This is a genomic window from Streptomyces sp. NPDC053750 (assembly GCF_044544295.1).
In the GTDB taxonomy this organism is placed as follows: Bacteria; Actinomycetota; Actinomycetes; order Streptomycetales; family Streptomycetaceae; genus Streptomyces.
Window position 1 is genome coordinate 94698 of sequence record NZ_JBITXB010000010.1, and the last position, 26730, is coordinate 121427.

Sequence of the window (26730 nt, forward strand, 5' to 3'; positions counted from 1 at the left end):
CATGCAGATCGGTCTTGTGGGTCTCGGCAAGATGGGCGGCAACATGCGCGAGCGTCTGCGCAACGCCGGCCACACCGTCGTCGGATACGACACCGACCCCGAGCGGGCCGACGTCGCCAGCCTGGTCGACATGGTCGAGCAGCTGGAGCGGCCCCGCGCGGTCTGGGTGATGGTCCCGGCCGGCGCCGCCACCCAGAACGTCATCGACCAGCTGGCGACCCTGCTCCGGCACGGCGACACCGTCATCGACGGCGGCAACTCCCGCTGGACGGACGACGAGAAGCACGCCGAGGAACTGGCCCATCACGGCATCAACTTCGTCGACGCCGGCGTCTCGGGCGGGGTGTGGGGCCTGCAGAACGGCTACGCCCTGATGGTCGGCGGCGAGAAGGAGACGGTCGACGACCTCAAGCCGATCTTCGACGCGCTCAAGCCCGAGGGCCCGTACGGCTACGTCCACGCCGGCAAGGTCGGCGCCGGGCACTTCGCCAAGATGGTCCACAACGGCATCGAGTACGCCATGATGCAGGCCTACGCCGAGGGCTGGGAGCTGCTGGAGAAGGTCGACTCCGTGGACAACGTCCGCGAGGTCTTCCGGTCCTGGCAGGAGGGCACCGTCATCCGCTCCTGGCTCCTGGACCTGGCCGTCCAGGCGCTCGACGACGACCACCACCTGGACAAGCTGCGCGGCTACGCGGAGGACTCCGGCGAGGGCCGCTGGACGGTCGAGGCGGCCATCGACAACGCCGTCCCGCTGCCGGCGATCACCGCCTCCCTCTTCGCTCGGTTCTCGTCCCGGCAGGAGGACTCGCCGCAGATGAAGATGATCGCCGCGCTGCGCAACCAGTTCGGTGGCCACGCCGTGGAGTCGGCCAAGAAGTAGGCGGCGCGAAAAGCGCGTTGACGCGACCGGCCGGTTCGGGTCAGAGTCCCCGCGATGGAGATCAACGACCTGACACCGGCCGAGGCGCGTGTATGGCGGGCGTTCGCCACGGGCGAGGCCGTGGACTTCCGGTCCGCGGAGGACGAGGACGCCGCCGACGGCGCGACCTGGGGCGCGGAGCGGACCGTACGCGCCTCGGTGCTGCGGGCCCTGCTTCTGGCGGGCCCGCAGCGCGAGGGCGAGACGGCCGCGCTCCATCTGGCGGGCGCACGCGTCACCGGCCCGCTGGAGCTGCAGTACGCGACGGTCGACCATCCCGTGCGGCTGCGGCACTGCCACTTCGACGACGCGCCGAGGCTGTACGCGGCGCGGCTGCGCGAGCTGAACCTGAGCGAGTCCGTGCTGCCCGGGCTGATCTCCCACGCGGTCCGGGTGGACGGCGTACTGCGGCTGACCCGCACCCGGTTCGGCGGGATGGTGCGGCTCGGCGGGGCGGAGGTCACCGGCAGCCTGTATCTGGAAGGCGCCCGGATCGACGCGCCGGACGCCGAGGGGCCGGTGCTCCAGCTGAACCAGGCCAGTCTCGGTGCCGATCTGTGGGCGCCGGGGCTGCACACCAGCGGGCAGACCCGGCTCACCGGCGCGTCCGTCGCCGGCACGCTCAACCTCAAGGACGCCGTCCTCGACGCGCCCGGCGGCGCCGCCCTGGACGCGCAGGGCCTGTCCGCCGGCTCGGGCGTCACCGCCACGTGCCTGCGCGCCCGTGGCCGGCTCGACTTCCGGGGCGCGCGCATCCCGGGGACCCTCGATCTGGCGCACGCGCGGCTGTCCTGTCCCGGCGACACGGCGCTGCGGGCCAGCAGCTGCGTCATCGGGGAGCTGTGGCTGTTCCGCGGCGAACGCGTCGAGGGCGCCCTGAAACTGCGCCGCTCCCAGATAGACAAGCTCACCCTCGCCCCCGACATGGTCCCGGACGAGGTGTACCTCAGCGACCTCACCTACACCGCCCTGCTGCCGCACGTGCCCGCGGCGCAGCGGCTCCCGGCGCTGGAGCGGGACGGCGACGGCTATGTGCCCTACGCCTACGAGCAGTTGTCCGCCGCCTACCGCAGGATCGGCGACGACGACGCGGCCCGGCTGGTCCAGCTCGCCAAGCAGCGCCGGCACCGCCGCACCCTGCCCTGGTACGGCCGGGCCTGGGGCCTGCTCCAGGACGCCGCCGTCGGCTACGGCTTCCGTCCGCTGCGGGCCGGCGGCTGGCTCCTCTCGCTGCTCGCGGTCGGCTCGGTCGCGTACGGCCTGCACCATCCGCCGCCGCTCAAGCCGGCCGAGTCCCCGGACTTCAGCCCGGTGTTCTACACGCTCGACCTGCTGCTGCCGGTGATCTCCTTCGGCCAGGAGAACGCCTTCGCCCCCGAGGGCGGCTACCAGACCCTGTCGTACGTCCTGATCATCATGGGCTGGATCCTGGCCACCACCGTGATCGCCGGCGTCACCCGCACCGTCAGCCGCCAGTGAACCCTCGCACGGCGTGCTGCGCGGCCAGCCGGACCGGGGCGTTGGTGGCTCCGTAGCCGCGGTAGCCGCCGTCGCGCTGGACGAGTTCGAAGAAGACCCGGCCGACGGTGCGGGTGTAGCAGTGCCGGAAGGTGCCACGGTCGTCGCGGTCGTAGAGGATGCCCAGCTCCCGGTACGTCTCCAGCTCGCCGTCGGCGAACTCGTAGCGGGCGGCGAGGTCGTCGTAGTAGTTGGCGGGGATCGGCAGCAGCGGGCCGCCGGCGGTGCGGAAGGCGCGGGCCGCGGCGACCACGTCGTCGGTGGCCAGGGCGATGTGCTGGGCGTGCGCGGTGTGGTCGATGGGTGCCGCGCCGACGGTCAGGACGATACGGACCCCGCCGTCGTCGGTGGTGACGGCGCGGCTGCGCAGCAGTCCGTAGGGGTCGGCGACGTCCACGCTCTCCTGGGGGCGCAGACCGAGCACGCCGCGGTGGAAGAGCGCGGCCTCGTCGAACTGGTGCCAGGGCTGGGTGAGGGAGAGGTGGTCGACGCGCCAGCCCGACTCGGTCTCGGCGGCGGCCCCCGTGTCCTCGAAGTCCGCCCGCCAGTCGGGCAGTGGAGGGCGCGTTGTCGCGCAGAAGAACAGCTCCGTGCCGTCGGGTGCGGCGACCGCCTCCAGCGGGGCGTCCCCGGGGGCGCGGCGGCGCGGCAGCACCGGGGCGAGCAGGGCCTCGGCGCGGCGGGCGGCCCCGGCGGGGTCGGGCGACTCCAGGCCTACGGCGGCCAGCCGGGTGCCGTCGCGGCGTTCGGCCGGTTTGGTGTTGACCAGGACGCGGGCGTCGCCGCGCTGCCACAGGTCGACGGGCTTGCCCCGGTGCCGTGCGGTGCGGGCGAAGCCCAGTGCGCCGAGCACCGCGGAGACGGGTGCGGCGTCCGGCGTGACCAGTTCGGCGAAGGCGACCCCGGTGGGCACCACGGGCGCGGGCGGCGCGGCGAGGCCGACCGTCTCCTGGAGGGTGAGCAGGGAGCGTTGGGCGTCGACGGCCGTGGGGCCGGCCTCGGACTGCCGGAAGACGTCGTTGAAGACCTCCAGGGAGAGCGGACCGTCGTACCCGGCCCGCAGGACGTGCCGCAGCAGCCCGGCGACGTCGAAGCCGCCCTGGCCGGGGAAACAGCGGTAGTGGCGGCTCCACTGGAGGACGTCCATCGCGAGCAGCGGGGCGTCGGCGAGCTGGAGGAAGAAGATCTTCTCGCCGGGGATGTCCTCGATGCCCTTGGGGTCGCTGCCCCGGGAGAGGATGTGGAAGCTGTCCAGGCAGGTGCCGAGCGCGGGATGCCCGGCGGACTCGACGACGCGCCAGGCGTGGTCGTAGGTGCTGATGTGCCGGCCCCAGGCGAGCGCCTCGTAGGCGACGCGGACGCCGTGGTCCTCGGCGAGGTCGGCGAGCCGGCTCAGCTGTTCGGCCGCGAGGGCGTCGTCGTCCACGGCGTGCGGGGAGACGCTGGAGCAGACCAGGACGGTGTCCGTGCCGAGCCTGCCCATCAGCTCGAACTTGTGCCGGGCGCGGCGCAGCGCGCGGGCGAACTCCTCCGGCGGCAGCGCCTCGACGTCCCGCATGGGCTGGTAGAGGTCGACGGTGAGTCCGAGGTCGGCGCAGCGGGCCCGGATCTCCTCGGGGGTCAGGGGGCTGGCGAGCAGGTCGTTCTCGAAGATCTCCACGCCGTCGAAACCGGCCAGGGAGGCGGCGGTGAGCTTCTCGGTGAGGGATCCGCTGAGGGAGACGGTGGCGATGGACGTCCGCACGTGGCTACCTCTCTTCTACTGCGGGGCGCCGAGGGCGCCCGCCAGGTCGGCGATGTCGGCGAGCATCCGCCCGGCGTCGGGTTCCCGCCCGGTGAACAGCCGGAACGCGTCCACGGCCTGGAAGACGGCCATGCCGCCGCCGTCGAGGGTCGCGCAGCCCAGCGCGCGGGCGGTGCGCAGCAGCTCGGTCTCCAGCGGACGGTAGACGACCTCGGCGATCCACAGCCCGGGGTGAAGCAGCTCGGCGGGCAGGGGCAGCCCGGGGTGGGCGGCCATGCCGGTGGGGGTGGCGTGCACGATGCCGTCGGCGCAGGTCAGCAGCCCGGGCAGGCGGTCGGGGGTGGCGTGGGCGGCGCGGCCGTCCCCGAAGTGCCGGTTCAGCGAGGCGGCGAGGGCGGCGGCCCGCTCGGGCACCGCGTCGACGACGGTGACCCGGCCGGCGCCCAGGGTGAGCGTGGCGTGGGCGACGGCCGCGCCCGCCCCGCCCGCGCCGAGCTGCACGATCCGCTCCAGGGGCGCGTCGGGCAGGCCGCGGGCGAAGGAGGCGGCGAAGCCGGTGACGTCGGTGTTGTGGCCGGTGGCCCGGCCGGCGTCGTCGAGGACGACGGTGTTGACCGCGCCGAGCGCCTCGGCCTGCGGGGCGAGGGCGTCCAGGTGCTCGATCACGAGCTGCTTGCAGGGGTGGGTGATGTTCAGCCCGTCGAAGCCCAGGTCCCGGGCGGCGCGCAGCAGGTCGCCCACCGCCTCGGGCGGGACACCGAGGGTGTCGATGTCGATCAGCCGGTACAGGTAGCGCAGACCCTGCCGGTCGGCCTCCCGCTCGTGCAGTGCCGGGCTGAGCGACGGGCCGATGCCGGAACCGATCAGTCCGACGAGATACGAGTCCTTGGCCACCGGGGACCTCCTGAGCGGCTCGGGTCCATGCCCGAGCGACAATGTACGAACCAGTACGTTAGTAGTCAGTCATAGCAGGAAGGCGGGGCCCATGGGAAGACCAGGGCTTCCAGGGAGGGCTGCCGGCGGAGGCTTCTAGAATCGGCGGCACATCCCCGGCCCGCAGCCCGAAGGAACCCGATGACCAGCGTCGACGAACCGGCACGATCCGCCGCGCGCACCCGCGACGCCGCCCGCACCCGGGCCGAGATCCTCGACGTGGCGACGCGGGAGTTCGCCCGGGCCGGCTACGACGGCGCCCGCGTCGACGAGATCGCCGCCCGCACCCGCACCACGAAGCGGATGATCTACTACTACTTCGGCGGCAAGGAACAGCTGTTCACGGCCGTGCTGGAGCGGGCGTACGGCGTGATCCGGGAGGCCGAGCAGCAGCTCGACGTGGACCACCTGGACCCGGTGGCCGCGATCCGGCGCCTCGCGGAGGTGACCTTCGACCACCACGAGCAGCACCCCGACTTCATCCGCCTGGTCAGCATCGAGAACATCCACGACGCCGAGCACATCGCGTCCTCGGAGATGCTGGGCAGCATAGGCTCGCCGGCGCTCGACGTGATCCGCCGGATCCTGGCGGAGGGGCAGAAGTCCGGCCTGTTCACGGCCGACGTGGACGCCGTCGACCTGCACGCCCTGATCAGCTCCTTCTGCTTCTTCCGGGTCGCCAACCGGCACACCTTCGGCGCCCTGTTCGGCCGCGACCTGGTGGCCGCCGACCAGCGCGAGCACTACCGGGCCATGCTCGGCGACATGGTGATCGCCTACCTGACGGCGGAGCGCACGGCGGACTGAGCGCGGGCCCGCGGGACGGGCGGGACGGCGGGACCTCTTGACAGCGGAGAAACGTGCGCGCAACATCCCTTCCCAACCGCGACTAACTACCCAGTGGGTTAATTAGCCGATCGGCACTTCTCCCCTCCGCTCACTCCGCCTACGGTGGAGACCCCCGAAGGAGCACGCCGTGTCCGTCCCCGCCCCCGCGCCCCAGGGCGCCGCCCCGCCCGGCCAGCCGAAGAAGGCCGCGACCGCCGCCTGGATCGGCAGCGCGCTCGAGTACTACGACTTCTTCATCTACGGCAGCGCCGCCGCGCTGATCTTCCCCGAGGTCTTCTTCGACGAGTCGGACCCGGCCACGGCCACCCTGCTGTCGCTGGCGACCTTCGGCGTCGCGTACGCCGCCCGCCCGGTCGGCGCGTTCTTCCTGGGGCACATCGGCGACCGCATGGGCCGCAAGAAGATCATGGTGTTCACCCTGATCCTCATGGGCGTGTCGACGTTCCTCATCGGCTGTCTGCCCACCCGCGACCAGGTCGGCACGCTCGCCCCGGTGCTGCTGGTGCTGTGCCGCGTCCTCCAGGGCATATCGGCGGCGGGCGAGCAGGCCAGCGCCAACTCCATGACCCTGGAACACGCGCCCCCGCACAAACGCGGCTTCTTCACCAGCTTCACCCTCAGCGGCACCCAGGGCGGGCAGCTGCTCGCCACCCTGGTCTTCCTCCCCGTCGCCGCGCTCCCCGAGGAGCACCTGCTGGCCTGGGGCTGGCGCGTGCCGTTCTGGCTGAGCGTCCTGGTCGCGATCGTCGGCTACGTCATCCGCCGCAAGCTCGACGAGACGCCGGCCTTCGCGCAGCAGGCCGCCACGGAGGGCGTCGCCAAGATGCCGCTGGCCGTGCTGGCGCGCGACCACTGGGCGGACGTACTGCGGGTCGTCGCGGGCGCGCTCATCGCCTCGGTGAGCACGATCTTCACGATCTGGGCGCTGGCGTACGCCACGAGTGACGCGGTCGGCATGTCCCGTACGGCCATGCTGTGGGTGGGCGCCCTCGCCAACGTGGTCGCGCTCGCCGCGATCCCGCTGTGGGCGACGCTGTCCGACCGGATCGGCCGGCGCCCGGTGTTCCTGATCGGCGCGGTGGGCAGCGCGGTGACGATGTTCCTGTACCTGTGGGCGATCTCCACCGGCTCCTACGCGCTGACGTTCGTGCTGGGCATCGTCGCCTTCGGCGTCGTCTACAGCGCCGCGAACGGCGTGTGGCCGGCCTTCTACGGCGAGATGTTCTCCACCCGGGTCCGCCTGTCGGGCGTGGCGATCGGCACGCAGATCGGCTTCGCGGTGGCCGGGTTCGCGGTGACCTTCGCCGCGCAGATCGCCGGTCCGGACGGCGACGACTGGGTCGCGGTGGCGCTGTTCACGGCGGCGCTGTGCGTCCCCCCGGTGATCGCGGCGCTCTCGGCCCGCGAGACCCACAAGGTCCCGACGGAGCAGCTCGGCGAGCGGGCCCACCGGGAGGCGGCGCAGCCGGAGACGGTGACGGTGTGACGCCACCGGGCCGGTGACCGACCGCCCGCCCCCTTCCGACGTGCCGCCGCCGGTTCACGATCCGGCGGCGGCGGTGCGGGTCCGGGGGTGGCCGCTGCGGGTGCGCTCGTTCAGGACAGGTGTGCCACGGCGTCCAGGTGGGGCAGATGGTGGTCCAGCCGCTCCCGCTTGGTGCGCAGATAGGTGATGTTGCTCTCGCACGGCGGTATCAGCAGCGGCACCTGCTCGGCGACCTCGATGCCGTGCCGCACCAAGGCCTCCCGTTTGCGCGGGTTGTTGGACATCAGGCGTACGGACCGCACCCCGAGGTCGTCCAGGATGCGGGCGGCGACGCCGTAGTCACGGGCGTCCACCGGCAGGCCGAGGGCGAGATTGGCCTCGACCGTGTCCAGGCCCTCCGCCTGCAGCGCCATCGCGCGCAGCTTGGCGAGCAGCCCGATGCCGCGTCCCTCGTGGCCGCGCAGATAGACGACGACGCCACTGCCCGCCGCGGCCACCGCCCGCAGCGCGGAGCCGAGTTGGTCGCCGCACTCGCAGTGCCGGGAGCCGAACGCGTCGCCCGTCAGGCATTCCGAGTGCAGCCGGGTGAGGACACTTTCGGCGCCCAGGACACCGTGGACCAGGGCCACCTGCTCGTCGCCCCGCTCGTGGTCGACATAGCCGAACGCCCGGAATTCCCCGTACACGGTGGGCAGCGGCGTCACCACGACGCGTTCCACATCCGTGCGCTGCGCTGCTTTCTTGCCGAGTACACCAATTTTTTCTGTCATGATTCTCGCGTTCCTCAACAGATTGCTCAACAGTTTTCGACCGAGACGAAGGGGCGTGCGGGAATGGACGTTTCACTTGTGCCGGCGGACACGACTGAGGACGTGCGCGGCCGGGGCGCCGAGATGGCGCACCAGGTCGCGGTGCTCCCGGTGGGGAGTTACGAGCAGCACGGCCCGCACCTGCCGCTCGCGACCGACACGCTCGTCGCCTGTGCCGTCGCCCGGGAGATCGCGGCCGGATACCCGGTGCACGTGCTCCCGCCGGTGACGATCGGCTGCTCGCACGAACACGCCGACTGGCCGGGGACCGTGAGCATCTCCTCGGTGACCCTGCACGCGGTGATCCGGGACATCGCCGAATCCCTGCGCCGCTCCGGCGTCGACGCCCTGGTGGTGGTCAACGGGCACGGCGGGAACTACGTACTGGGCAACGTCGTGCAGGAGGCCACGGCGCGCGGCGAGCGGATGGCGCTGTTCCCGGCCGCGGAGGACTGGGAGGCGGCGCGGGAGCGGGCGGGGGTTTCCACCTCGCTGCTCACCGACATGCACGCGGGGGAAATCGAGACCTCCATTCTTCTGCACACGCACCCGGAATACGTCCGGCCCGGTTACGAAACCGCCGACTTCGTCGCGGACGACCGTCGTCATCTGCTCTCCCTCGGTATGTCCGGCTATACCGCTTCCGGTGTCATCGGGCGTCCTTCACTGGCTTCGGCGGAAAAGGGGAAGGAACTGCTGGCGGGACTCGCGGAATCCTTCGCGGCGTGTTTCGGGCTGCTGACGGCGGTGAGGGTCACGGGGACGGACGACGACGAGCGCGGGTAGGGCCCGTCGGGCGCCCGGTGCGGCTCGGGGTGGGCGCGCAGCCCCGCGTACCAGCGGACGACGAGCACGACGACGCCGGGCAGGCTCGCCGCGAGGCTGAGCACCCCGTAGACCACGGCCACGCCCAGCCCGATGCCGGCGCCCAGCCCGGCCGCGCCGAACGCCCAGGCGGTGACGCCCTCCCGGGGCCCCCAGCCACCGATGTTCAGCGGCAGCCCCATGGCCAGCAGCGCCAGCACGGCCAACGGCGTCAGTACGGCGACGGAGGCGGTGCTGCCGGCGACACGGGCGGCGAGGACGAACAGCGCGAGATGGCCGGCCAGCACGACGAGGGACGACACCGCGACCCCGGGCAGGTTCCGGCGGGACAGCAGCGCCTCGCGTGCCTCGCCGAGCGTCGCCCGCAGGGCCCGGCACCGGCGTGAGGGTGCCGCCCGGTTCATCCGGAGGGCGAGGAGGACGGCGAGCGCGCCCAGCAGGGCGAGGCCCACGAGCGGGGTGACCTGACGGACGCCCGCCCGCACCGGGGACGGCATGGTGAGCAGCACGGCCACGCCGACACCGGCCAACGCGACCTGCCCGGCGGCGCGTTCGAGGACGACCGCCCGCACACCCCGCCCCAGGTCGCCGGTGCGCTGCCCGTGCCGTACCGCGCGGTGCACGTCGCCGAGGACGCCACCGGGAAGGGCGGCGTTGAGGAACAGGGCGCGGTAGTAGTCGGCGACGGCCGGTACGAGCGGCAGCCGGATGCGCAGTCCCCGGGCCACCAGGGCCCAACGCCAGGCGCTGCACACCGTGGTGACCAGCCCGATGCCGAGCGCCGCCAGCAGGGTGGGCCCGTCGATCCTGCGCAGGCCGTCCAGGAAGACGCCGGCCCCCAGCCGCCACAGCAGCACGGCGAGGATGACGGCGCCGGCGAGAGTGCCCAGGTGGGGGCGGAGGGCACGGAGGGGGCCCGTGGGCGGGGGCGCGGGCTCCCGGCGTGGGGCCACCGGCCCGGCACCGGCCGGTACGTCCTGCACGGCGGGTACGTCCTGCACGGCAGGTCCGGCAGGTCCAGCAGGTACGACCCGTACCGTCGGTGCGCTCACGAGTCCCCGCCCGTCGGCCGGCACAGCACCAGCAGGTCGGTGTGGTGGACGACGACGCGCAGCCGTCCGGCCGCGCAGGCCGCCAGACGTTCGTCCAGGTACCGTGCGGCAGGCTCCCGCAGCTCGGGGCGCTGTTCCACGGCCGCGCCCACCCAGCCGCGCAGCCAGGGTGCGGTGAGCGCGGACTCGTCGGGGCCCAGGTGCCAGGGGCTGGGATGTGCCAGCACCGTCGCGCCGTGCTCGGCGAAGGCGTCCGCCGCGGCGGTGACCGCGTCCGGGCCCAGGAGGCCGGTGCGCCGCTGGTGGTCGTTGAAGGCCTCGGCGATCTCCGCGTCCAGGGGGTGCTCGGGGGTGACCTCGACGCGTCCGGCGACGGACAGGGTCAGCAGCGCCGCGCAGCCGGCTCCGGCGCAGGCGGCGGCGAGGCCGGCGACCTCCTGCGGGGTGAGGACGTCGAGCAGGGCGGACGCCGTGACCAGCGAGGCCCCGACGAGGGCGTCGGGGGTGAGGCGGGCGAGGTCGCCGCGCCGCGTCTCCACCGTGACCCCGCTGCCGTCGGCGGCGGAGCGCGGGGAGGCGACGGCGGCGAAGTGCAGCAGGTAGGGGTCGCGGTCGTGCAGCACCCAGTGCTGGGCGCCGTCGAGCAGGGGGGCGAGCCAGCGGCCCATGGAGCCGGTGCCGCAGCCCAGGTCGTGCACGACCAGTCCGTCCGCCCGCCTCGGCAGGTTGGCGAGGCGAATCCGCAGCGGGTCGAGCAGATCACGCGCCCGCGCCGCGGCATCGGCACCCTCCCGGAGCTCCAGCCACTCGGGCGCGTAGCGCGGAGGCTCCTCGGTCCGCCCCGGCGCCCGGGCCTCGCGGAGGCGGAGGGTGGCCCGCTCGGCGGAGGGCTGCCCGGTGCCCTGCTCGTGGGGTCGGTCCGGGAGTCCCCCACCTCGCTCGGCCTGGCGCCGGTCCCCACCCGACCCGTCCACGAGGTGGCCGTGCGGCCGCTCACCGGACCGTGCGGCGGCCCAGGCGGTGGGCCACTCGGTAGGGCGGCCCTGGGGCTGTCCCGTGGGTCGGCCGGTCGGGCCCGCGCCGGGGATCACGCCGTCCGCGGGTGGGGCCGGGACGGCTCCCCCGTCCGGTGCCGTCGTCTTCTTCATGCCGCCCTCCGGGGTTCGCCGGGCAGCCGGTGCAGTACTCCGGCCAGGCTCCGAGCCGTCGTCGCCCAGCCGTTCAGGGCGGCGCGACGGCCACGGGCGGCGGACTTGAGCCGACGCCGTACGTCCGCCTCCCCGAACCAGCCCCGCAGTTCGGCGGTGAGCGCGGCGGGGTCCTCCGGCGGGACGAGGATGCCGGGCACCCCGCCGTCGGGGGCGCGTCCCACGGCCTCCGGGACACCGCCGACGTCCGTGGCCAGGACGGGAATGCCGCGTGCGAGGGCCTCGGTCACCGCCATGCCGTACGTCTCGGCGTACGAGGTGAGGACCATCAGGTCGGCGGCGGAGTAGCTGGCGTCGAGTTCCGCGCCGGCCTGCGGCCCCGCCAACTCCACCCGGTCCTGGAGTCCGTGCCGTCGGATCAGGGCCCGCAACCGCTCGACGTACGCCGGGTCCTGGCCGAGCCCGCCGACGCACACGCAGCTCCACGGCAGGTCGGTCACCGCGGCCAGCGCCTCCACCAGCCGGTGCTGCCCCTTGCGGGGCGTGACGGCGGCGACGCACAACAGCCGGGAGACGCCGTCGGTGCCGGGGGCGAGCGGCGCGATGTCGGCGCCGGGGGCGGCGACATGGACGCGGCCCGGATCGAGACCGTGGTGGGAGACGAGGCGGCGGACCGCCCAGTCGCTGGTGGCGACGACGGCCGGGACCGCCCGGAGCACCGCGCGTTCGCGGGCGTCCAGGTCGGCGGCCACGGCGGGGTCGAGCCCGGTCTCGTCACCGAGCGGGAGGTGGACGAGGACGGCCATGCGCAGCCGCTCCGCCTCCGGAACGACGATCTCCGGGACTCCGCAGGCGACCAGTCCGTCGAGCAGGACGACGGCACCGTCCGGCAACCGGCGGAGCACGCGCGCGAGTTCCGCGCGGGCGGCGTCGTCCGGGCGCGGCCAGTCACCGCCCACCGGCAGCCCCCGCACCCGCCAGCCGAAGCCGGGCAGGTCCAGGACCAGGCGCCGGTCGTAGGCGTTGCCGCCGCTCGGCGCGGCCGGGTCGTCGACCCCGCCCGGCAGGACGAAGTGCACGGAGCGCAGGGACATGGGGACGATCCCGCCGTTCCTCGGGGCGGCCGACGTCTGTGCCGGCACGTAGGCGAGACGAGCGCGCGCCCTCGCCGCGGGGACCACCGGTTCGGTGGACGTGTCGCTCACAGCGCACGCTCGTAACTCGCCCACGCGACATGCGACTCGTGCAGGGTGACGGTGAGGCCGGCCAGCCCCTTGGCCCCCTCCCCGAGCGCACCCTTGTGCACGCGCTCGGCGATCCGGTCGGCTATGACCTTGGCCAGGAACTCCGTCGAGGTGTTGATCCCGGCGAAGTCCGGCTCGTTGTCGAGGTTGCGGTAGTTCAGCTCGCTGACGACGGCCCCCAGTTCCTGGGTGGCCAGCCCGATGTCGACGACGATGTTGTCCTCGTCCAGCTGCTCGCGCCGGAAGGTGGCGTCCACCAGGAACGTCGCTCCGTGCAGGCGCTGCGCGGGCCCGAAGACGTCGCCGCGGAAGCTGTGGGCGATCATGATGTGATCGCGGACGGTGATGCTGAACAACGGACGACCCTCCAGGTGTGGCACGTCTGATCCCCCGCCGATCGCTGCGCGGGGTGCCGTCTAGTACGGCTGGGTGCCTTCCCTTGTTCAGCGGCCCGTACGTCTTTCCGCAAGGTCAGGCGCCGGTGTCCTCCCCGTCGTACCCGTCGTACTCGTCGTACCGGATGCGGTGGCACAGCGCGGGGATCTCCCCCGAGGCCAGCTGCGGCAGCACGTCCGGCAGTTCGGTGAACGCGGACTCGCCGGTGACGAGCGCGTCGAGCGCCGGGTCGGCGAGCAGGTCGAGGGCGAGGGCGAGCCGGTCGGCGTACGTACGGGTGGCGGCGCGGGCCGGGGAGACGGTGCCGACCTGGCTGCTACGGAGGGTCAGGCACCGGGAGTGGAAGGCCTCGCCGAGCGGGAGGGCGACGCGCCGGTCGCCGTACCAGCTCAGCTCGAGCACCGTGCCCTCGGGCCGCAGCAGCTCCAGGGAACGGGCGAGGCCCGCTTCCGTCGCGCTGGCGTGCACGACGAGGTCGCGGTCGCCGAGGGCGTCGGCGGGGGCGGCGAAGCCGACACCCAGGGCCTCGGCGACCTTCGCGCGGTCCGGGTCGGCGTCGACCAACTGGACGCGGACGCCCGGGAAACGGGCCAGCAGGGCGGCCACCGAGCAGCCGACCATGCCGCCGCCGACCACGGCGATCCGGTCGCCGACCAGGGGCGCGGCGTCCCACAGGGCGTTCACGGCGGTCTCCACGGTGCCGGCGAGCACGGCCCGCCCGGCGGGGACCGCGGGGGGTACCGGGGTGACGGCGGCGGCCGGGACGACGTAGCGGGTCTGGTGCGGGTAGAGGCAGAAGACGGTGCGGCCGACGAGCGCGTCGGGCCCTTCCTCCACCACGCCCACGTTGAGGTAGCCGTACTTCACCGGCCCCGGGAAGTCGCCCTCCTGGAACGGCGCGCGCATGGCCGCGTACTGGTTCTCGGGGACCCGGCCGCTGAAGACGAGCGTCTCCGTGCCCCGGCTGACGGCGCTGAAGAGCGTACGCACGAGCACCTCGTCCGCCCCCGGCTCGGGCAGCTCCACGTCGCGGATCACGCCCCGGCCGGGGGTGTCGAGCCAGAACGCACGTGCGGTGCGGGTCATCGGATGTCCTCCTGAACGATCGGAAAGCCGTCCACGTACCGAGGGATGCACAAGCCGCGCACAAGGTAGCGGCGTTGATCGACTCTGTCACTCGGCCGGAGGATGTTCGGTGGCCCTGAACAACACGTACGACGCTCACCACGCGCGGCCCGTTCAAGCACGGCCCGTTCAACAGGAGACCGCGGTGGGGGCGGGCGCGCAGATCCTCTTGCTGTCGCTGCTCGGCCCCGCGATCGGCATGGGCACGGCGGGCTGGCTGACCGGCCTGACGTTCGCGTTCGCGACCTGGGCGGTGCTCTCGCGAGCCCTGCACCGCTCCCGGCTGCCGTCGTTCGGCCCGGCCAACCGCGTCACGCTCGGCCGGGCGACCCTGGTGGGTGGGGTGACGGCGCTGGTCGCGGACTCCTTCCGCAGCGCGCCGCCCGTCTCCCTCCTCGTCGGCCTGACCGCCGTGGCCCTGATCCTGGACGGCGTCGACGGCAAGGTCGCCCGCCGCACCGGCACCTGCTCCCCGCTGGGCGCCCGCTTCGACATGGAGGTCGACGCGTTCCTGATCCTGGTGCTGAGCGTGTACGTCGCGACGGATCTGGGCCCGTGGGTGCTGCTGATCGGCGGGATGCGCTACGTGTTCGTCGCCGCGGCCCGCGTATGGCCGTGGCTGACCACCCCCCTGCCGCCGAGCACGGCCCGCAAGACGGTGGCCGCGCTGCAGGGCGTACTGCTGTTGCTGGCGGGCGCGGACCTGCTGCCGCGTCCGGCGAACACGGGCGTGGTACTGCTGGCGCTGGGCCTGCTGGTGTGGTCGTTCGGGCGGGACGTGCTGTGGCTGTGGCGGACGTCGCGGGAGGCCGGGACGGCGGGGGCGGCCGGGACTGGTGACCCTGGGACACCGGTGCCGGAACTCGTCGCCCGGTGACGTGCTGCCAGCACGTCACGCACCGCGTCACGGTGTACGCAGTGACACACGCAAGGGCATGCCGTGAGCGCGCCGATCAGTGGCGCCGCGGCAGCAACCCCACCGCGGCCAGCGGCACGACGGCCAGCACCAGCCACGGCACGACGGCCGGCAGCCCGCTGTCCAGCAGCAGCCCGGTCGCGGAGCTGCCCGCCAGCACGATGAGCCCCGACACGGACGACAACGCCCCGGTGTACAGCCCGAGCCGCCCGTCCTCGGCGAGGTCCGGCACCCAGGCGCGGGCGACCGGCGCGACCAGCATCTGCCCGAGGGTGAGCAGCACGACGAACCCGGCGGCGGGGACCAGTCCACCCACCCCCGTCCACCCGGCGGGCCGCGCGAGCGCGACGACGCCGAAGCCCGCCGCGATCAGCACCAGCCCCGCCACCATCGACCGGCGCGGCGCCAGCCGCTCCCCCGCCCACCGGGTGACCGGCAACTGCGCGGTCACCACCAGCAGCGAGGACAGGGCGAACAGCCAGGCCAGCGGCGCCTGGGACCCGGCGGCCCGCTCCACCTCGGCGGGCAGGGCCAGGTAGAGCTGGTTGTAGGCGAGCAGATAGGCGCCGTACGCGCAGCACAGCGCGAGGAAGCGGCGGTTGCGCAGCAGCAGCCGTGCCCCGCCCTTGACCCGGACCTGGACGCGCCCGGGAATGTGCTGCGGCAGCAGCCAGGCGTGCCCGGCGAGGACGAGTACGAAGACACCGGCCCCGGCGAGGCACGCCGTACGGAAGTCGACGGCCAGCAGCAGGGCCCCCAGCAGCGGCCCGACGAACGCTCCCGCCTGCCCGGCGACGGTGAACAGCGCGAGCACCCGGGTGCGGTCCCCGCCGCTCTCCGCCTCCCAGGCGACGGCCTGCCGGGCGACCTCCGACTCGACCGCCGGCGAGAACAGCGCGGCGGCGAACCCGATGAGCAGCACGGCCCCGACGACCGCCCAGGTCGCCTCGGCGAACCCGAGCCACCCGAACCCGGCGATCCGCAGCACGCACCCGGCGAGTACGACGGGCCGGATGCCGTACCGGTCGGCCAGCGCCCCGCCGACCACGAACAGCCCCTGCTGGCTGAAGGTCCGCAGCCCGAGCACGAATCCGACCAGCCACCCCGCCATGCCGATGGACTGCCCCAGATGTTCGGAGAGGAAGGGCAGGACGGCGAAGAAGCCGATGTTGAAGGCGAGTTGGGTGAGGATGAGCAGCCGGAGCAACGGCGAGAGCGGGGCGCCGCGCGGGCGCCCGCGCCCGGGAGCCTTCGCGAGCCGGCGGCTGGACAGCGAGGTCATCGTGCGCGTACCAGTTCCTTCTCCACGACAGGCTGTGGCGCGACGGCCTGGGACGTACGGCGAGGACGTCGCCGCCGCGGCAGGCGCACTCCGCCCGCCGCCGTGACGGCGAGGGCGCCGAGCAGGGCGAGGACGGCCGCGGGGGCGAGGACGGCCCAGGGAGCACGTTCGGCGTAGGGCTGGTTCTCGGCGAGGAGCAGGCCCCACTCGGGGGACGGCGGCTGGGCGCCCAGGCCGAGGAAGCCGAGCGAGGCGAGCGCGAGGGCGACGCCGGGCAGGCGCAGCAGGGCGTGCCGGAGGACCGGGGGCAGGACGGCAGGCAGCAGTTCGCGGCGCAGCAGGTACCAGCGTCCGGCTCCCAGCCCCTTGGTGGCGGTGAGGTGCAGGGTGGCGCGTTCCTGCCGCAACAGTGAGGAGACGTGCGCGGCGAGCGGCGCCCAGGCGACCGCGCCCACGGCGAACGCGGGCGTGGCCGCACCGCTGCCCGCGACCGCGGTGACGAGGAGAGCGACGAGAACGGGCGGTACGGCGTTGACGGTGTCCACGAGCGGCGCGGAGACGCGGGGCACGAGCCCGAGGAGTACGCCGGCGAGCAGCGCGGCGGCGGTGATGGCGGAGGCGAGCAGCAGCGTGTCCAGGGCCCCGTGACCGATGCGGGCGAGCAGGTCGCGACCGAGCGAGTCGGTACCGAAGGGGTGGGCGAGGGAGGGCGCCCGCAGCCGCTGCCCGGTGTCAAGGGCGAGCGGGTCGCGCGGCAGGCCGAAGCCGATGACGGCGAGCAGGAGGCCGCCGTAGAGGAGGGGCGCCAGTGCGCCGGCGGGCGGCGTGGGCCGGTGCAGGGAGGACAGGGCGCCGTCGCGCAGGGCGGGTCCGGTCATCAGGCGGGCGGCGAGCCGCGTGGCACCGGTGGCGAGGGCGGCGAGCAGCACGAGGGCGAGGGTGCCGGCCTGGAGGACGGGCAGGTCCTGGGCGAGGGCGGCCTGGAGGGTGGTGCGGCCGAGCCCGGGGATGTCGAAGACCTGCTCGACGGCGACGGCGCCGCCGGTGAGGCCCACGACGAACAGCCCGAGGTTGGGCAGCAGCGCGGGCACGCACCGCCGTAGGGCCTGACGTGCGACGGACCGTCCCGTCAGCCCACGCGCCGCGGCGGCCAGCGCCCAGGGCTCACCGAAGGCACCGGGCAGCAGGTCGTCGAGGAGCCGCCCGAGCACGGCCCCGGCGGGGAGCCCGAGGGCGAGCGCGGGCAGCAGGGTCCACTGGGGCCCGTACCACCCCAGCGCGGGCAGCCACCCCAACTGCACCCCGACGACGGTGGCGAGCACGGAGGCGACGAGGAACTCGGGCAGCGAGGCGACCACGGCGGAGGCTGTGCCCCCGCGCCGCCGCCCGCCGAGCTGCCGCCGCGCGCCCAGACGGAGCGTGCGGGCGCAGATGAGCCCCGCGGTGAGGCAGGCGACGACGAGCGCCACCGCCATCAGCAGCAGCGAGGCCCCGAGTGCCTGGAGCACGCCGGGAAGGACGTCGCCCCCGGAGATCCACGACGTCCCGGCGTCCCCGCGCACGAGCCCACCGATCCACCGCGTGAGGATGTGCAGTGGCCCCCCGTCGAGCCCGAGCTGCGCACGGATGTCGGCGAGCACCTCGGGCGTGGGCTCACGCTCGGCGGACCGCGCCTTGAGGACGGTGTACGCCGGATCGGTTCGGGTGAGCCACGGCAGCAGCCCGATCCCGCACACCAGCCCACCCGCGAGCACGACCCGCCACACCACGGTGGCCACCCGCTCCCGCACGGCTCAGCGCCGGGTGCCGGTGCCGACGAGGGTGCGCTCGTACGGGTCGAGGATCACGCCCTGGACGGAGTCGGCGACGCCGGTGATGATCCGCTGGTGCACGAGGGGCACGACGGCGTCGCTGCCGAGGATGCGCGCCTCGGCGGCCATGGCGGCGTCCTGCCGCTTCGCGGTGTCGGCGATCTTCTCGGCGTCGGCGACGGCGCGGTCGACGTCCTTGTCGCAGAGCTGGGCGATGTTGAAGCCGCCGTCGCAGGTGTAGTCGCTGGCGAGCACGGCGACGGGGTCGCCGGTGTCGAGGAGGGTGTTGCGAGCGAGCACGAAGGCGTCGAACTTCCCCTCCAGCGCATCCCCCTCCAGCCGCGAGTACTCACGCACGGTGAGCTTGACCTTGAACCCGGCCTTCTCCAGCTGCTGCTTGACCACCTGGGCGACCTCGGGCAGCTCGGGCCGGTTGTCGTAGGTGGCGAGGTTGATGGTGGCACCGCTGGGCTTCTTGGCCGCCGCGCGCCCGACGGGCTCGGTCCGCTTGCCCTCGGCCCAGGTCACGGCGGGCCCGTAGATCCCGGCGCTGGGGTCGGCGTACCCCTCGTACACGTCCTTCGCGAACACGGAGGTGTCGAGAGCACCCCGGGCGGCGGCCCGCAGCCCGGCGTCCTCGAAGACCCCGGACGAGGCGTTGAGCAGCAGGCTGGTGGTGCGGGTGGTGGCGGTGTCGCGCCGGGTCTTCTCGTCGAGGGTCGCGGCCTGGGCCACGGGCACGGCCTCGGCGATGTCGAGCTCGCCGGTCCGCAGGGCGTTGGCACGGGCGGTGCCGTCGGCGATGAAGCGGGCGTCGATTCCGGAGGCCTGGGCGCGCCCGCCCCAGTAGTCGTCGAACCGGTCGAGGGTGGCGGAGGTGGCGCCGTTGACCTTGGTCAGCTCGAAGGGCCCGGTGGCGTGGCCGACGGGGTCGACGCGGTTCTTGTCGCCGTAGGCCTTGCCGGACAGAACGGCGAGGCTCGGGCTGGACAGCCGCAGCGGCAGTACGGGGTCGGGCTCGGCAGTGGTGATCCGGACGACTCGCTCGCCGCCGGCCTTGGCGCTGAGGCTGACACCGGCCAGGGCGGCGGGCGCGGGCTTGGCATGGGTGGCGTGGGTGAGGGAGTCGGCGACCGCGGCCGGGGTGACGTCGCTGCCGTCCTGGAAGGTGGCGTCGCGGAGCGTGAACTCCCAGACCTTGTCCCCGTCCCTGCGCCAGGACTCGGCGAGCGCGGGGGCGGCGGAGCCGTTGGCGTCCAGCGCGGTCAGCCCCTCGGTGACGCCGAGACGGCTGAGGAGGGTGGCGTCGGCGCCGTAGGGCGACAGGTTCTCGGCGGGTGGGAAGGCGAGGGCGACGCGGAGACGGGAGTCGTCACCGTCCTTGCCGTCCGAGCCGGAGTCGTCGCCTCCAGAGGAGAAGCAGCCGGCTATCAGCGGGAGAAGAAGGAGGGGAGCGAGCAGCCGGGAGCGGCGGTGAGAGCGCATGGTCCTCGGATCGATCGAAGTCAAGCGGGTCGGACGAGCGGGCGGCGGGGCAGGGCGGGGCGACAACAGACGGAGCCTATATGACAATCATTTCCATCGCCGCGGCGGCCCCACACCCTGCTCACCCCATCGGCACGTCGAAGTGCACGATCCCCTGCCCACCACCCGCATCCTCACGCTCGTCGTGCACGACCTTGGCCAGCGACCGCCAGAAGGGCTCGGCACCGGTGACGGCGGGGTCCGTGTGCAGGTAGACAGCCCGGTACCCGCCGTCGGCAGCAGCGAAGGCGAGCAGCTCATCGACAAGCCGCCGCGCGAGCCCTCGCCGACGGTGCTCGGGCCGGACGTACACGCGGCGCAGCTGCGCGGTCACACCGGAGGGATACCGCTCGGCGACGTGCCGGGGGTTCGGAGGGTACGCGGGCCCGCGCGAGTCGAGGGCACCGGTGGCGACGACGTCGCCGTCCCCGTCGACCGCGACGAGGAGCGTGTGCCGTTCCGGGGTCAGGTACGCCCCGGCCGGGTCGACGATGTCACCGTGCCAGCGGGGGACGTACCCCGTACCGAAGTCCCGGTAGACGGTGTCGAGCATGACGGCTCGGGCGGCGTCCAGGTCGGCGGGGGCTGCTGTCCTGATGGTGTAGTCGGTGGTGCGCACTTGCACATCATATGCAGTAGCGACTTGTTGCTGGTCAGGCAGGGGGCAGCATTCTGAGCACGCCGAGACGCTGGAGTTCCACGATGTGCTCCGCTGCTCTTCGGGGTGCCTCCCCACCGCTCACCAGCACTCCTGCCTCGATGTTGCGCCGCGCCGCCGACTCCGTCAGATTGGCGCTCCCCAGGAAAAGGGTGCGTCGGTCCGCGACCGCGAGTTTGGCGTGCTGACGTGAGTGCGGGTGCTCGGCCGTATCGCGCGCCCAATACCACAGGCGCACGCCCGGTATCGCCGCGAAGGCCTCTGCGGGCTCCCGCCCCGAGAGCAGGCCTCGTGCCCCGGCCAGGGTCTCCACCACGACGTCCGTGCGGACGCCGCGCGCCGCCGCATTCGTCAGCGCCTGGGTGAGTGCGGGGTAGGGGCGCGCCGCGTACGTCATGGCCAGGAGCTCGTCGCACGCCTCGTTGATGACCTGCACGAGCACCTGGGCCGTGGCTCGCACCGGCACCGCCGGCGTCGAAGGACCGCTCCACACGGTACGAACCCGCACCGCGTCGCGTGAGTGGAGCAGCGCCGCGACGTAGCCGCGCACGTACGCCGCCGCCTCGGCTGTGGTCACCGATGACTTGCTCATCGCGTCGTACAGAGCCGCCACGGGCTCGCGAACCCCCGGTGTCGCCATCTCGGTCAGCGCGCGTTCCCTGTCCCGGTGCTGCGCCAGCAGACCGGCGAGATCCTTGCCCCGGGAAGGGCCGAGCGCGGTGATGGCGACCTCGACGGCGGCCTCGAACTCGTGCCTGCTCACGGCAGCAGGCCGACCGGGGTGAGTATCTGCTCCTTGTCCCCGGAGAGGGGCACCAGGAAGCGACGGTCGAGGAACCGGTTGCCCCGCTCGCACGTGGTCTCGGACACGAACAGGCAGACGTGGCACGCAGCTCCGTGCAGGAAGTCCCCCGGGTCGTGCGGCAGACGTTCGGAGCAGAGCGGGTCTGCCGAACAGTGCGTGGCGTCAGCAAGGGCTCGGCGGAGTACCCGGTCGAACTCGCTGCCTTCCGCGAGGGAGACCAAGCCGCCGAGGGTTCCTTCCGAGTCCGGCACCGCGGTGTAGATGAGGATGCCGGTCCGCGGGTGTTGCTCGTCGCCGGCGTAGATCCGCTCGGCGAGAGAGGCCGAGTTGTAGCCGCACTCAAGGGCGATGGTGCGGATCAGCAGGTGAGAGAGGGTGTGCAGGGCGATGTAGCGTGCCCCTGGCCAACCGTGGAACGGGTCGAAGTCACTCGTCATCCTGTCCGACTTGCGGTTGGCCCTGAAACGGCCGTAAGCCTCCCGGTGCGCCTCCATCTGGGGCGACTTCTCCATCCGGGCCACCCACTCGGCCATCAGCTCGTCCCGGACCCGCAGGAAGATGCCCTCGCCACGGACCTCGCTGGCGGGCACCCAGGTCTGACTCCCCCTGGACAGGTCCACCCGCTGGGCGATCTCGGGCGACTCGGGGTCGGGGGCGTCGAGCCGGGTGAAGCCGATCAGGGCGCGCGCCTCACGCAACCGCTCCACCTGTCGGACGTCCGAGAAGAGGTCACTCAACGGGACCGGTACCACCGTCGACCTCAGAGCGAAGTCGTCGCTGGGCGTGGGTACGGGCCCGGAGAGGGCCTCCCACTCCGGGCCGAAAAGATCGGCCTGGACGTCGGGTGCGGAGGGAGCGGGGCCCTCTGCCCCCTGCTTGCGGGCGGTGATGGCCGCGACGACCGCGTCGGCGTCGAACTCCTTCAAGTACCCGAACTGGGGAATGTTCGCCATGAAGTCGAACTGGGACCGGTCGTTCACGCCTTGCAGCTCCGGCCAGTGGTCGTCGAGCAGCTTCTCGATGTCTCCACCCTGCCCCTTCGGCAGGGCGAGGGCACTGAGCGTGAGCGGGAACCACTGGTTCGACGCTCCCGCCACCATGAGGACCGGCTGCTGGGAGCACCCGTTCGTCTCATAGGTCCCGAGGTGCGGGTGCCGTCCTCGGCACGCGGGCAGGTTCCGGCGGCCCCTCTCTCCCATCGCCTCCCGGATATTGCGCTTCTCGCCGCAGGCGACGCACTCGAGGGTGACGTTGGCCGCTTGGTTGCCGCCGTGGTCCTTCATTCGAAGCTTGGGGCGCGGGGTCTTGGTACAGGCCTGCCCGTGGTGGACGTAGGGGCTGTACGGAAACTCGTCCAAGTGGCCCGCGGTGCAGACGAGCGTGAAGCGCGCGGCGACGGCGAGGGGCTTCTTGCCGCGCTTGCAGTCGTGGACGAACTTCGCCTCGTGCGGCGTACGGGGATTGGAGTTGACGAAGGCGAACTCACCCGAGTCGACGGCTGCCAGGACATTGCACGCGGTGCAGCGCAGCCACTGGGGAAACGGCGTGACGGGTACGCCGATGCCCTGGGCGGCCCAGCTCTTCGGGTCGGTGTCGCCGCCCTCGAGCCAGGGAGCGGCCCGCAGTTGCTCGATCTGGCCACGTCCGTAGCGCTGCAGAGAGCGGTTCACCGCTGCCCGCAGTCGCGGCTCGTCGATGTCGTAGTCGGTGATCCCCGAATAGCTCCAGGAGTCCGTTCCCCTGACGAGAACCGAGAAGTTCGGCAGGTCGACCAGTGACCCGACACCGGTGGTGAACATGAGGTGGCTCGGACGGACGGAACCGACCCTGCGGTTGCCGTTGCTGCTCATCGCTGTACCTTCCTGGCCGAGTCGGCGGACGTGAGGCCGTACTCGTCGCTGTCCACGGTGCCTGCCGTGTCGGCGTCGTCGCCGGACGCCGGGTCGACGGCGCCGAAGTTCCAGTCGGGGCCACCTCCGGAGCCTTCCTCCAGGAACGCCCCTCCGCCGGGCAGCAGCAGGTTGATCTCGTTCTCGGTCTCACGCATCGACATGCCGACGGTCAGCTCGGTCCACCGGGAGCCGTCCGCCCGTCGCAACAGACCGTTCACGACGGTCGTCTTGTGCTTCTCCTTGCGGTAGCCGAGAGCCGAGGTGCTCTCGTCCCGCTTGCGGCGCCACTCGTCCTTCAACTGGTCGATGCGCTCCTGCAAGTAACCCCGTGGCCGTTCGCCGCCCACGCGTTCGGCCCGCTCCAGGAATCGGCGTTCCACTTCCTGGGCCAGTGGTCCGTCCAGGTCGACGTGCTGGGCGTCCAGATTACGTGAGGTGTCGTACGCGGCATGCCGCAGCGCGGCGACGTAGGTGGCGGCGACCCCCCGGTCCAGGGCACGTCGGGTGTACGGAGTGACAGAGAGGGCCTCCACCTGGCGGTAGAAGGTGGCGTGATAGTGCTCGAAGTCCTCGTAATGGGCGAGGTCCCTGGGCCGGGACCAGTTGTACAGCGTCACCACGAGTCCCGGACGGCCGGCGTCACGGCCGACGCGCGAGGAAGCCTGAATGTACTCGGCGGTGTTCTTCGGCTGTCCCACGACCAGCATCAGTCCGAAGCGGGAGACGTCGACGCCGACCTGGAGCATGGAAGTGGCGAGGACGACGTCCACCGCCTGCTTGGAGGGCGGTGTCATGCCGGCGCGGGGCTCGCGCTTCTCCTTGATCGCGGTCGCGTACTCGCGGAGGAAGGCACGCCGTCGCACCGAGGTGTCGCGCTCCGGGTCGAACTCGGTCTCGAGGCGCTTGAGGGCACCGCCGATGTCGGCCGAGGAGATCCGCGAGGTCAGCTCCTGGACGCTCAGCATGCCGGCCTTGCTCACGATCCGGTCGGACAGGGTGCTCTGCCCCTTGCGGCTGCCGTTCGAGCGGACGCGGGTGGCGATGTCGTCGTCCATGTAGCGCCGCATGCCGGCGAGTTCGCGCGTGGCGTTGAAGTACCCGACGAGGGTCATGTAGGGGTCCGCCGGCCTGCCGTACTCGTCGAAAAGATGCTGTCCGGCCAGCAGCAGAATCTCGGCCACTCGGATTTCGGCGGCCTTCAGACGTGTGCCGTGCGCGCAGACGCCCAGGTAGCGGCGGCCGGGGTTGTCACGGCTGAGTCCGACCTGACGGGAGAAGAAGGTGTCGCCCACGTCCAGCACCTGGGGCGGGAAGACGGCGACCTTGCGGGCGAAGACGCCCCGCACCTGATCAGCCGCTCGCTTCGTGGTCGCCGTCGAGGCGATGATCTTGGGGCCGGTCTCGTGGCGCCGGCCCTGGTTGTCCGTGACGCTCCAGGTGCAGAGCTGGTCGACGGCGGCCTCGAAGAGGCCGACGGTCGTGCCGAGCGCACCGGAGATGAGGTGCAGCTCGTCCTGAATGATCAGATCCGGGGGGCGCAGCCTGGTCACCGGCTGCGCGGTGACGCCGGGCAGGTCGCCGCGGGCGTTGTGCCTGCTTCCGCAACCGGTCTTGGTGTCCAGGTCGTCGTGACGGTAGCCGTGCCGCGGGCACAGCTCGGTGACCCGGCCGAAGAGCAGCCCGGCGTAGCCGTTCCACGGCAGCTGGGCGAACTTGTCCACGGTGGCGATGAGCAGGGCGGGGGCCAGCCGGTAGATTTCCTCGTCCACGGTGAGTACGGGGATGCCCTCGCCCGGCGCCTCCCGACGCGAGAAGGGGCAGCGGTCGTCGCCCTCACCGCGCGGGCAGTACAGCAGGACCCGGCGCCGGCTCTCGTCGTACTCCATGTGGGAGCGGGCCGTCAGGCCGCTGCCGCACCACGGACAGGTGAGGACCTGGAGGACCCGGGCGTGCTTGTCGCTGGCGCTCTCCCGGGCGTCGGCGATCTGTTCCTTCGCCTCGTCGAACCAGTTGGGCGAGACGGACGTCCCCACCCACAGTCCGATCCTGAACGGGGTGGAGCCCCAGCGCACGTCCCGGGCGTACTCCTCCCGGCGCAGCACCTCACAGGCACTGACCAGTGCGGCCGCGCGCTGGAACTGCTGCGCGGTCAGCAGGCGCAGGGTGTAGCGCATGAGGACGCCCACGCCGGCCTCTCCGCTGCGCGCCTCGGCGCCCGAGCCGATCGTGCCCTGCAGGCGTCGCAGCGCGAAGGTGTAGGCGGCCAGTCCGAGGTAGGCCTCCGTCTTGCCACCGCCGGTGGGGAAGAAGAGGAGGTCGACCAGCGCTTCCCGGCCGGTGCCACGGTGCGGATGGCCGGGCCGGGTCAGGGAGTCGACGTTCAGCAGGACGAAGGCCAGCTGGAAAGGACGCCAACTGGCCGCCTGCTTGCCCCGTGCGTGCACCTGCTCGAACGCCTCCCGGTACGAGTCGCGTTCATCCTCGTGTCCCGCCCGCGCGCCGGCGATGGCGGTGTTCCGGCGTTGCAGTGCCATCGCCCGGTTGGCGAACCGGAAGGCTTCGAGGGCGGTGTCGTCGGCGACGAGCCGGTCGATGCCCAGGGTGATGCGGTCGCAGACGCTCAATGCCTGCTCGATGGCGACCTCAGCCGACCGGCGCAAGTCGTCGGGGAGCGAACGGGCGCGCTTGCGCTGCTGTTCCAGCCAGATGCCGTAGCCGTCGGCCAGCGACGCGAGGGCCGTGCTGAGTTCGGTGCGCCGGTCGGGTACGGCGAGGGCCGCGAGTTCGTCCATTCCCAGTTCGAGGCCGCGGAGCAGGTCCTGCTCCTCGAGGGTCGGTGCGGTGGTGGCCCGTACGTCGTACTCCGGCAGCCAGACGGTGGTGAGGCGGTGCGCGTTGCGTTCCCCGTCGCGCACGTGCGCGTGCACGGCGACGTTCCGGCCCTTCGCGTGGCTGAGATGATCGCGGTAGAGGAGCCTCAGCCGCTTCTCCTCCGGGTCTTCGGGAGCATTTCCTCCGGTCCCGGGGTCGAGCGGATCGTCGACGGGGAGGAAGACGGCCGCCTGGTCGTCGGGGAACGCGGTGAGATCCAGCTCGGCCTGGAAGAGCCAGTTGGCGTCACGCGCCTCGCGGTCGTCCTCCTGCCGGTTGACCAGGGCCAGTTCGACGACACGCAGGTCCTCGCTTCCGGCTCGTCCGGTGTGGCGGCGCACCTGGACGTCGAGCACGACGGCGTCGCCCTCGAGCGGGACGGTTCGGTCAGTGGCGCCGGTGACGTCGATGTCGACGGTGTGCTCGACCGGTTCGCGGGACCAAGCCCTTCGGGTGGTGCCGCGGTCGGTGCCCTCCTCCGTCTGTGCGTAACGGCCCCAGCGGACATTGACGCTGAGCGTTCCGACCGAGGCGGGGACGGTGCAGGACAACCCCATGGACGAGGCCCAGATGTGGCCGGCGGCCTGGGGCGTGAGCCGGTCCTCGGGAGCGCTGTCGTCGCCCTCCTGTTCCTCACCGGACTCCCCGTCGGCGCTCTGGGCGGCCACAACGGCGATCTTGTCGGAGGTGACGCTCTGCGGCCGCGGGCCGAGCATGCCGACCAGGTACCGGTCGCGCGGCCCGGACGAGGAAGCGGGGAGGGTCTCCGTCGCTCCGTCCCAGGGTCCAAGCAGGTCACGGCGGATGTAGGCCACGAGCCCGTCTCTGACCTCGTAGGAATCCCCGTCGCGGAACGTCTGGGGGACCTCGTCGATGGGGTGCGGGACGGAGCCCTGGGCGGACTGGGCCGGCATGCGGTG

20 protein-coding genes and 1 pseudogene are annotated in these 26730 nt (G+C 72.8%); 6 read left to right on the forward strand and 15 right to left on the reverse strand.

Translation table 11 applies throughout. From position 1 onward, the window contains the following. Window position 1 precedes the first annotated feature (1 nt). Complete coding sequence (gnd, locus tag ACIGO6_RS26470) at window positions 2-883, forward strand: phosphogluconate dehydrogenase (NAD(+)-dependent, decarboxylating) (RefSeq protein WP_399880326.1); 882 nt, start codon at window positions 2-4, stop codon at window positions 881-883. A 54-nt stretch (window positions 884-937) separates the two neighbouring features. After that, window positions 938-2401 (forward strand): membrane-associated oxidoreductase, encoded by a 1464-nt coding sequence (locus ACIGO6_RS26475; protein ID WP_399880329.1) that lies wholly within the window; start codon window positions 938-940, stop codon window positions 2399-2401. Here the strand turns inward: ACIGO6_RS26475 and ACIGO6_RS26480 are convergent. Both ACIGO6_RS26480 and ACIGO6_RS26485 read right to left on the reverse strand, forming a co-directional pair. After that, window positions 2388-4184, reverse strand: a complete 1797-nt coding sequence (locus ACIGO6_RS26480) for a bifunctional sugar phosphate isomerase/epimerase/4-hydroxyphenylpyruvate dioxygenase family protein (RefSeq protein ID WP_399880332.1) — start codon at window positions 4182-4184, stop codon at window positions 2388-2390. The genes ACIGO6_RS26475 and ACIGO6_RS26480 overlap by 14 nt on opposite strands. A 15-nt stretch (window positions 4185-4199) precedes the next feature. Then, complete coding sequence (locus ACIGO6_RS26485; protein ID WP_399880335.1) at window positions 4200-5078, reverse strand: shikimate dehydrogenase; 879 nt, start codon at window positions 5076-5078, stop codon at window positions 4200-4202. A gap of 180 nt (window positions 5079-5258) precedes the next feature. Between ACIGO6_RS26485 and ACIGO6_RS26490 the strand changes: the two genes are divergently transcribed. Then, the gene (locus ACIGO6_RS26490; protein WP_399880338.1) at window positions 5259-5924 is read left to right on the forward strand and encodes a TetR/AcrR family transcriptional regulator; all 666 of its coding nucleotides are present in this window, start codon (window positions 5259-5261) and stop codon (window positions 5922-5924) included. Window positions 5925-6093: 169 nt separating this feature from the next. Further along, window positions 6094-7452, forward strand: coding sequence for an MFS transporter (locus ACIGO6_RS26495; RefSeq protein WP_399880341.1), 1359 nt, complete (start codon window positions 6094-6096; stop codon window positions 7450-7452). 110 nt (window positions 7453-7562) lie between these two features. Here the strand turns inward: ACIGO6_RS26495 and ribA are convergent, their stop codons facing one another. Beyond that, window positions 7563-8222, reverse strand: coding sequence for a GTP cyclohydrolase II (ribA, locus tag ACIGO6_RS26500; RefSeq protein WP_399880344.1), 660 nt, complete (start codon window positions 8220-8222; stop codon window positions 7563-7565). Between the two features lie 63 nt (window positions 8223-8285). Here ribA and ACIGO6_RS26505 point away from each other — a divergent pair, with 63 nt between their 5' ends. Further along, a complete protein-coding gene (locus ACIGO6_RS26505; RefSeq protein ID WP_399880347.1) occupies window positions 8286-9047 on the forward strand; it encodes a creatininase family protein in 762 nt (253 codons plus the stop codon). Window positions 9048-9187: 140 nt separating this feature from the next. Here the strand turns inward: ACIGO6_RS26505 and ACIGO6_RS26510 are convergent. The 5 genes and pseudogenes from ACIGO6_RS26510 to ACIGO6_RS26530 form a co-directional block, all read right to left on the reverse strand. After that, window positions 9188-10162, reverse strand: a pseudogene (locus tag ACIGO6_RS26510) (lysylphosphatidylglycerol synthase transmembrane domain-containing protein); the annotation flags it as partial. Further along, a complete protein-coding gene (locus ACIGO6_RS26515; RefSeq protein ID WP_399880349.1) occupies window positions 10135-11286 on the reverse strand; it encodes a hypothetical protein in 1152 nt (383 codons plus the stop codon). The gene ACIGO6_RS26515 and the pseudogene ACIGO6_RS26510, both read right to left, overlap by 28 nt. Next, window positions 11283-12491 carry a glycosyltransferase family 4 protein gene (locus ACIGO6_RS26520; RefSeq protein WP_399880352.1) on the reverse strand — a complete coding sequence of 403 codons (1209 nt, stop codon included), beginning with the start codon at window positions 12489-12491 and terminating at the stop codon, window positions 11283-11285. Before ACIGO6_RS26520 ends, ACIGO6_RS26515 begins: the two co-directional genes overlap by 4 nt. After that, window positions 12488-12886 carry a 6-pyruvoyl trahydropterin synthase family protein gene (locus tag ACIGO6_RS26525; RefSeq protein ID WP_399880355.1) on the reverse strand — a complete coding sequence of 133 codons (399 nt, stop codon included), beginning with the start codon at window positions 12884-12886 and terminating at the stop codon, window positions 12488-12490. Before ACIGO6_RS26525 ends, ACIGO6_RS26520 begins: the two co-directional genes overlap by 4 nt. A 115-nt stretch (window positions 12887-13001) precedes the next feature. Next, window positions 13002-14012, reverse strand: a complete 1011-nt coding sequence (locus tag ACIGO6_RS26530) for a zinc-binding alcohol dehydrogenase (protein ID WP_399880359.1) — start codon at window positions 14010-14012, stop codon at window positions 13002-13004. A gap of 109 nt (window positions 14013-14121) precedes the next feature. Between ACIGO6_RS26530 and ACIGO6_RS26535 the strand changes: the two genes are divergently transcribed. After that, window positions 14122-14928, forward strand: coding sequence for a CDP-alcohol phosphatidyltransferase family protein (locus tag ACIGO6_RS26535; RefSeq protein ID WP_399880362.1), 807 nt, complete (start codon window positions 14122-14124; stop codon window positions 14926-14928). 76 nt (window positions 14929-15004) lie between these two features. On the opposite strand, the gene ACIGO6_RS26540 is transcribed toward ACIGO6_RS26535, so the two are convergent. The 7 genes from ACIGO6_RS26540 to drmA form a co-directional block, all read right to left on the reverse strand. Beyond that, window positions 15005-16249, reverse strand: a complete 1245-nt coding sequence (locus tag ACIGO6_RS26540; RefSeq protein ID WP_399880365.1) for an MDR family MFS transporter — start codon at window positions 16247-16249, stop codon at window positions 15005-15007. Continuing rightward, window positions 16246-18039 (reverse strand): ABC transporter permease subunit, encoded by a 1794-nt coding sequence (locus tag ACIGO6_RS26545; RefSeq protein WP_399880368.1) that lies wholly within the window; start codon window positions 18037-18039, stop codon window positions 16246-16248. Before ACIGO6_RS26545 ends, ACIGO6_RS26540 begins: the two co-directional genes overlap by 4 nt. Before the next feature lie 3 nt (window positions 18040-18042). Continuing rightward, window positions 18043-19545 (reverse strand): ABC transporter substrate-binding protein, encoded by a 1503-nt coding sequence (locus tag ACIGO6_RS26550; RefSeq protein ID WP_399880370.1) that lies wholly within the window; start codon window positions 19543-19545, stop codon window positions 18043-18045. Window positions 19546-19666: 121 nt separating this feature from the next. Next, window positions 19667-20203: a GNAT family N-acetyltransferase gene (locus ACIGO6_RS26555; RefSeq protein ID WP_399880373.1), complete on the reverse strand. Its 537-nt coding sequence runs from the start codon at window positions 20201-20203 to the stop codon at window positions 19667-19669. Between the two features lie 34 nt (window positions 20204-20237). After that, complete coding sequence (gene drmC, locus ACIGO6_RS26560) at window positions 20238-21005, reverse strand: DISARM system phospholipase D-like protein DrmC (RefSeq protein ID WP_399880375.1); 768 nt, start codon at window positions 21003-21005, stop codon at window positions 20238-20240. Next, complete coding sequence (drmB, locus tag ACIGO6_RS26565) at window positions 21002-22897, reverse strand: DrmB family protein (RefSeq protein ID WP_399880378.1); 1896 nt, start codon at window positions 22895-22897, stop codon at window positions 21002-21004. The genes drmC and drmB overlap by 4 nt, the downstream gene beginning before the upstream one ends. Beyond that, on the reverse strand, window positions 22894-26724 hold the full coding sequence (drmA, locus tag ACIGO6_RS26570) for a DISARM system helicase DrmA (RefSeq protein ID WP_399880380.1): 3831 nt from the start codon (window positions 26722-26724) through the stop codon (window positions 22894-22896). Before drmA ends, drmB begins: the two co-directional genes overlap by 4 nt. Window positions 26725-26730 lie beyond the last annotated feature (6 nt).

Coding starts and splice junctions, on each gene's coding strand:
- gnd (WP_399880326.1), top strand. CDS start 2: ATGCAGATCGGTCTTGTGGGTCTCGGCAAGATGGGCGGCAACATGCGC.
- ACIGO6_RS26475 (WP_399880329.1), top strand. CDS start 938: ATGGAGATCAACGACCTGACACCGGCCGAGGCGCGTGTATGGCGGGCG.
- ACIGO6_RS26490 (WP_399880338.1), top strand. CDS start 5,259: ATGACCAGCGTCGACGAACCGGCACGATCCGCCGCGCGCACCCGCGAC.
- ribA (WP_399880344.1), bottom strand. CDS start 8,222: ATGACAGAAAAAATTGGTGTACTCGGCAAGAAAGCAGCGCAGCGCACG.
- ACIGO6_RS26505 (WP_399880347.1), top strand. CDS start 8,286: ATGGACGTTTCACTTGTGCCGGCGGACACGACTGAGGACGTGCGCGGC.
- ACIGO6_RS26515 (WP_399880349.1), bottom strand. CDS start 11,286: ATGAAGAAGACGACGGCACCGGACGGGGGAGCCGTCCCGGCCCCACCC.
- ACIGO6_RS26530 (WP_399880359.1), bottom strand. CDS start 14,012: ATGACCCGCACCGCACGTGCGTTCTGGCTCGACACCCCCGGCCGGGGC.
- ACIGO6_RS26540 (WP_399880365.1), bottom strand. CDS start 16,249: ATGACCTCGCTGTCCAGCCGCCGGCTCGCGAAGGCTCCCGGGCGCGGG.
- ACIGO6_RS26550 (WP_399880370.1), bottom strand. CDS start 19,545: ATGCGCTCTCACCGCCGCTCCCGGCTGCTCGCTCCCCTCCTTCTTCTC.
- drmB (WP_399880378.1), bottom strand. CDS start 22,897: ATGAGCAGCAACGGCAACCGCAGGGTCGGTTCCGTCCGTCCGAGCCAC.
- drmA (WP_399880380.1), bottom strand. CDS start 26,724: ATGCCGGCCCAGTCCGCCCAGGGCTCCGTCCCGCACCCCATCGACGAG.